Below are 4,595 nucleotides of genomic sequence, written 5' to 3'. Positions count from 1 at the left end.
TTCTCGATACGAAGAAAGAGCCGATCGGTACACGTATTTTCGGACCTGTCAGCCGTGAAGTGCGCTACGCGAACTTCATGAAAATCGTATCGCTTGCACCGGAGGTACTCTAATGGCTAAGAAATTCAAGATCAAAAAGGGCGATACGGTCGAAATTATCGCCGGAGACGACAAAGGCAAGAAGGCGGAGGTCCTCCAGGTCCTTCCGGCCAAAGACGCCGTCATCGTCGCGGGATGCAAAGTGGTCAAAAAGGCTGTCAAGCCGACCGAACAGAATCCCGAGGGTGGTTTCGTCAACAAAGAGATGCCGATTCACATCTCCAACGTTCGCAAAGTAGAAGGTGCATAAGATGTTGAGACTCAAAGAAAAATACAACGAACTCAAGCCGGTCCTCAAGGAGGAGCTCGGACTCGAAAACCCGATGCTGATTCCGGCACTCGAAAAGATCGTCATCAGCGTCGGATGCGGCGACGATGCGAAAGATACGAAAGTGGTCCAGAACATCGCCGACACCATCAGCCTGATCTCCGGTCAGAAAGCGCTGATCGTTCCGGCGAGAAAGTCTGTCGCGGGCTTCAAGGTGCGTGAAGGTATGCCGGTCGGTGTCAAAGTGACACTCCGCGGCGACATGATGTACAACTTCCTCGACAAACTGATCTCGATCGCGCTGCCGCGCGTGAAGGACTTCCGCGGCGTTTCACGCAACGGTTTCGACGGTCACGGAAACTACAACTTCGGTCTGGACGAGCAGCTGATCTTCCCCGAAGTCGAATACGACAACATCATCAAGACGCATGGTATGAACATCACCATCGTCACGACGACTGACAGCGACAAAGCGGCGTTCGCGCTTCTCGAGAAGCTGGGACTGCCTTTTGCAAAAGGACGACAAAATGGCTAAAAAATCGATGATTGCGAAGCAACAGCGAAAACCAAAATTCAAAGTTCGTGCGTACACGCGCTGCAGCATCTGCGGCCGCCCGCACTCTGTGTACAGAGATTTCGGCATCTGCCGTATCTGTCTGCGCAAAATGGCTAGCGAAGGACTTCTTCCTGGCATCAAAAAAGCAAGCTGGTAAGGAGATAGCATGGTGAACGATCTGATTGCAGATTCTTTGACACGGATCAGAAACGCATCGATGCGACGTTTGGAAGTAACTTCGTTGATGTATAGCAGAATGATTGAAGCGATCATGAAAATCTTTCAGGAGAAAGGTTACATCGAGAGCTACAAAGTGGTTGAAAACGACGGCAAGAAAAGCATTAACGTCGTACTGAAGTATGACGACAACGGCCGAACCGTCATCAACGAGATCAAACGTATCTCCAAACCCGGCCGCCGGGTCTACAAGGGCAAGGAAGAGATCAAACGATTCAAAAACGGCTACGGCACCATCGTCGTAAGCACATCTCAGGGCGTTCTCGCCAACGATGAAGCGTACAAGCGCGGCATCGGCGGCGAAGTGCTTTGTAGTATCTGGTAAGGAATTAGAATATGTCACGTATAGGAAAGAAACCGATTGATATCCCGGCCGGCATCGAAGTGAAGGTCGAGGGTACAGAAGTTGTCGTTTCCAAAGGAAAAGATGTCAAGCGCCTCGATACGCACGGACGTGTCGATATCGAAGTCACCGACAAAGAGATCATCTTCCACAGAAAAGGCGAGGACAAGGCCAGCAGTGCGTTCTGGGGAACCTACCGCGCACTGACGCAGAACATGATCATCGGTCTGACGCAGGGCTTCGAGAAGAAGCTCGAAATCAACGGTGTAGGTTACCGGGCCGCCGTCAAAGGCAAGACGCTCGAACTGCAGCTGGGCTACTCCCATCCGATCAACTACGAGATTCCGGAAGGAATCCAGATCGCCGTGGAGAAGAACATCATCTCCGTCAAAGGGCAGGACAAGCAGAAAGTCGGTCAGGTCGCTGCAGAAATCCGTGCATTCCGTCCGCCGGAGCCCTACAAAGGCAAAGGCGTCAAGTATGTGGATGAAGTGATTCTCCGCAAAGCCGGTAAAACAGGTAAGTAAGGGTTAAACAATGAACAAAACACTACTTTTGAAGAAAAATGCTCAGAGAGCAAAACGAAAAGCCCGTGTACGCGGCAAGATTTTCGGTACGGCCGAAAAACCGCGTGTTACCATTTTCCGATCGAACAAGCACGTCTACGCCCAGGCGATCGACGATGTAGCCGGCGTTACCGTGGCTGCGGCGGACGGCCGTGCCATGGGTCTGAAAGCGAACAGGGAAGCGGCCGCGAAGGTCGCGGAAGCGCTCGCGAACGCGATGAAAGAAAAGGGTCTCGACAAAGCGGTATTCGATCGTAACGGTTACATCTATCACGGTGTGGTCGCGGCGTTCGCCGAAGCTTTGCGTGAAAACGGAATACAGGTGTAAGGGTAGAATGATGGAAAATATTAACAGAGAAGATTTCGAAGAAGTCATCGTAAACATCGGCCGTGTCACGAAAGTTGTCAAGGGCGGTCGTCGTTTCCGATTTACAGCGCTTGTCGTCGTGGGTGACCGCAACGGCACAGTCGGCTTTGGTATGGGCAAGGCGAAAGAGGTTCCCGATGCGATCCGCAAGGGAATCGACGAAGCCTTCAAGAACCTGGTCAAAGTCAACATCAAGGGTTCGACGATCGCGCACGATATCGAACACAAATACAATTCGAGCAAAATTCTGCTCAAACCGGCCAGCGAAGGTACGGGAGTCATCGCGGGTGGTGCGGCGCGTCCCGTCATCGAACTCGCGGGTATCAAGGATATCCTGACCAAATCACTGGGCTCCAACAATCCGAACAACCTCGTTCGGGCCACTGTTGAAGCGCTAAGCCGAATCAAAGGATAAGCGATGTCACTGCACAATCTTACAAACGCTCAGGGGAGCACGAAAAACCGCAAGCGTGTCGGCCGTGGCCAGGGAAGCGGCATGGGCAAGACCGCCACACGCGGAAACAAAGGCCAGAAGTCCCGAACCGGTTACAAGCAAAAACGCGGTTTCGAGGGTGGACAGCAGCCGATTCAGCGCCGTCTTCCGAAAGTCGGTTTCCGCTCCCGTGTGGAAAAACCGTACGTGATCAACATCGAGCGTGTACCCGCCATCGCGGAGCTCGAAGAGATCACCATGGAGACACTTCAGAGTGTTCATACCATCAAAGGTAAACACAAGCGCGTTAAATTGATCGGCAAAGCGGCTCGCGAGCTTGCCGCCAAAATCAAAGACGAGCGTATCACCACCAGCGGAAAATAACAATGAACAAATCATTGGTCAATAAAATCCTGATCACATTGGGATTTTTGCTGGCATACCGGATCCTGGCCTACGTGCCGGTCCCCGGTGTCAACGTCGACGTCATCAAAGATTTTTTTGACTCCAACTCCTCCAATGCTCTGGGCATGTTCAATATGTTCAGCGGTAACGCGATCAGCCGACTCAGTATCATCTCTCTCGGTATCATGCCCTACATTACCGCATCGATCATCATGGAACTTCTCGCAGCAACTTTCCCCGAGCTCGGCAAAATGAAAAAAGAGCGCGACGGGATGACGAAGTATATGCAGATCATCCGTTACGCGACGATCGCGATCACGTTGATCCAGGCGGTGGGTGTGGCCATAGGTCTGCAGAGTCTTACCGGAAAAGGAGGCGAGAGCGCGATCATGATCGATACGACGACTTTCGTCACACTGGCTGCGTTTTCGATGCTGACGGGTACGATGCTGCTGATGTGGATCGGAGAACAGATCACCCAGCGAGGCGTCGGTAACGGTATTTCGCTGATCATCTTCGCCGGTATCGTCTCCTCGATTCCGACGGCGATCGGCGGTACGATCAACCTGGTCAACACGGGTGAACTCAACTTCCTCGTCGTGCTGGCTATCCTGGCGATCATCATCGCCACGGTCGGTTTCATCATCTACGTGGAGCTGGGGGAGCGGCGGGTGCCGGTGAGCTACTCCCGCAAGGTGATGATGCAGAACCAGAAGAAGCGTGTCATGAACTACATTCCGATCAAGGTGAACCTCTCGGGCGTCATTCCGCCGATTTTCGCTTCTGCGATTCTGATGTTCCCGAGCACGATCCTTCAGGCCTCGACCAATCCGATCGTTCAGAAAATATCGGATTTCCTGAATCCGAACAGCTACACATTCAACATCATGATGTTCCTGTTCGTCATCTTTTTCGCCTATTTCTACGCTTCGATCGTCTTCAACGCGAAAGATATCGCCGAAAACCTCAAGCGTCAGGGCGGATTCATTCCCGGCGTGCGTCCGGGTGAACATACGGCCGAATTTCTCAACGAGGTGGCGAGCCGTCTGACATTCTGGGGGGCCATCTATCTTGCCATCATCTCCACGCTGCCGTGGGTACTGGTCAAAAGCATGGGTGTACCTTTCTACTTCGGCGGTACGGCCGTTCTTATCGTCGTGCAGGTCGCACTCGATACGATGCGAAAGATCGAAGCCCAGATCTATATGAGCAAATACGAAACGCTCAGCGCGGTAGGTCTGTAGATGTCTATAGCGATCCGCAAACCTGCCGAGATCGAGAAACTACGCAAAGCGAACAAGATTGTCGGGGAGACGCTCCA

10 protein-coding genes are annotated in these 4,595 nt (G+C 52.6%); all 10 read left to right on the top strand.

Going from position 1 to position 4,595, the window contains the following annotated elements:
- Window positions 1-113, top strand: a 113-nt coding sequence (locus Q1K23_RS07950; RefSeq protein ID WP_300363635.1) for an uL14 family ribosomal protein, incomplete at its 5' end; no start/stop codon positions are given.
- Complete coding sequence (gene rplX / locus Q1K23_RS07945; RefSeq protein WP_201351987.1) at window positions 113-349, top strand: 50S ribosomal protein L24; 237 nt, start codon at window positions 113-115, stop codon at window positions 347-349. The genes Q1K23_RS07950 and rplX, both read left to right, overlap by 1 nt.
- Before the next feature lies 1 nt (window position 350).
- Window positions 351-902: a 50S ribosomal protein L5 gene (rplE, locus tag Q1K23_RS07940; RefSeq protein ID WP_300363633.1), complete on the top strand. Its 552-nt coding sequence runs from the start codon at window positions 351-353 to the stop codon at window positions 900-902.
- Entirely contained in the window at window positions 895-1,080 is a 186-nt protein-coding gene (locus tag Q1K23_RS07935) for a type Z 30S ribosomal protein S14 (RefSeq protein WP_286336179.1), read from the top strand. The genes rplE and Q1K23_RS07935 overlap by 8 nt, the downstream gene beginning before the upstream one ends.
- Before the next feature lie 9 nt (window positions 1,081-1,089).
- Window positions 1,090-1,485: a 30S ribosomal protein S8 gene (rpsH, locus tag Q1K23_RS07930; RefSeq protein ID WP_300363629.1), complete on the top strand. Its 396-nt coding sequence runs from the start codon at window positions 1,090-1,092 to the stop codon at window positions 1,483-1,485.
- A gap of 11 nt (window positions 1,486-1,496) precedes the next feature.
- The gene (rplF, locus tag Q1K23_RS07925) at window positions 1,497-2,030 is read left to right on the top strand and encodes a 50S ribosomal protein L6 (RefSeq protein ID WP_300363627.1); all 534 of its coding nucleotides are present in this window, start codon (window positions 1,497-1,499) and stop codon (window positions 2,028-2,030) included.
- Between the two features lie 10 nt (window positions 2,031-2,040).
- Window positions 2,041-2,397, top strand: coding sequence for a 50S ribosomal protein L18 (gene rplR / locus Q1K23_RS07920; RefSeq protein ID WP_300363626.1), 357 nt, complete (start codon window positions 2,041-2,043; stop codon window positions 2,395-2,397).
- Between the two features lie 10 nt (window positions 2,398-2,407).
- Entirely contained in the window at window positions 2,408-2,851 is a 444-nt protein-coding gene (rpsE, locus tag Q1K23_RS07915; protein ID WP_092912926.1) for a 30S ribosomal protein S5, read from the top strand.
- A gap of 3 nt (window positions 2,852-2,854) precedes the next feature.
- Complete coding sequence (gene rplO, locus Q1K23_RS07910; RefSeq protein ID WP_300363623.1) at window positions 2,855-3,253, top strand: 50S ribosomal protein L15; 399 nt, start codon at window positions 2,855-2,857, stop codon at window positions 3,251-3,253.
- A 2-nt stretch (window positions 3,254-3,255) separates the two neighbouring features.
- Window positions 3,256-4,518, top strand: a complete 1,263-nt coding sequence (gene secY, locus Q1K23_RS07905; protein WP_300363621.1) for a preprotein translocase subunit SecY — start codon at window positions 3,256-3,258, stop codon at window positions 4,516-4,518.
- Window positions 4,519-4,595 lie beyond the last annotated feature (77 nt).

This window comes from Hydrogenimonas sp. (assembly GCF_029933015.1).
In the GTDB taxonomy this organism is placed as follows: Bacteria; Campylobacterota; Campylobacteria; order Campylobacterales; family Hydrogenimonadaceae; genus Hydrogenimonas.
Note: the sequence above shows the minus strand (reverse complement) of the source record. Positions and strands in the feature narration are given on the sequence as shown.

Excerpts from the sequence above, each read along its gene's own strand:
- rplX (WP_201351987.1), top strand. The coding sequence starts at position 113 with ATGGCTAAGAAATTCAAGATCAAAAAGGGCGATACGGTCGAAATTATC.
- rplE (WP_300363633.1), top strand. The coding sequence starts at position 351 with ATGTTGAGACTCAAAGAAAAATACAACGAACTCAAGCCGGTCCTCAAG.
- rplO (WP_300363623.1), top strand. The coding sequence starts at position 2,855 with ATGTCACTGCACAATCTTACAAACGCTCAGGGGAGCACGAAAAACCGC.
- Q1K23_RS07935 (WP_286336179.1), top strand. The coding sequence starts at position 895 with ATGGCTAAAAAATCGATGATTGCGAAGCAACAGCGAAAACCAAAATTC.
- rpsE (WP_092912926.1), top strand. The coding sequence starts at position 2,408 with ATGGAAAATATTAACAGAGAAGATTTCGAAGAAGTCATCGTAAACATC.
- secY (WP_300363621.1), top strand. The coding sequence starts at position 3,256 with ATGAACAAATCATTGGTCAATAAAATCCTGATCACATTGGGATTTTTG.
- rpsH (WP_300363629.1), top strand. The coding sequence starts at position 1,090 with ATGGTGAACGATCTGATTGCAGATTCTTTGACACGGATCAGAAACGCA.
- rplF (WP_300363627.1), top strand. The coding sequence starts at position 1,497 with ATGTCACGTATAGGAAAGAAACCGATTGATATCCCGGCCGGCATCGAA.
- rplR (WP_300363626.1), top strand. The coding sequence starts at position 2,041 with ATGAACAAAACACTACTTTTGAAGAAAAATGCTCAGAGAGCAAAACGA.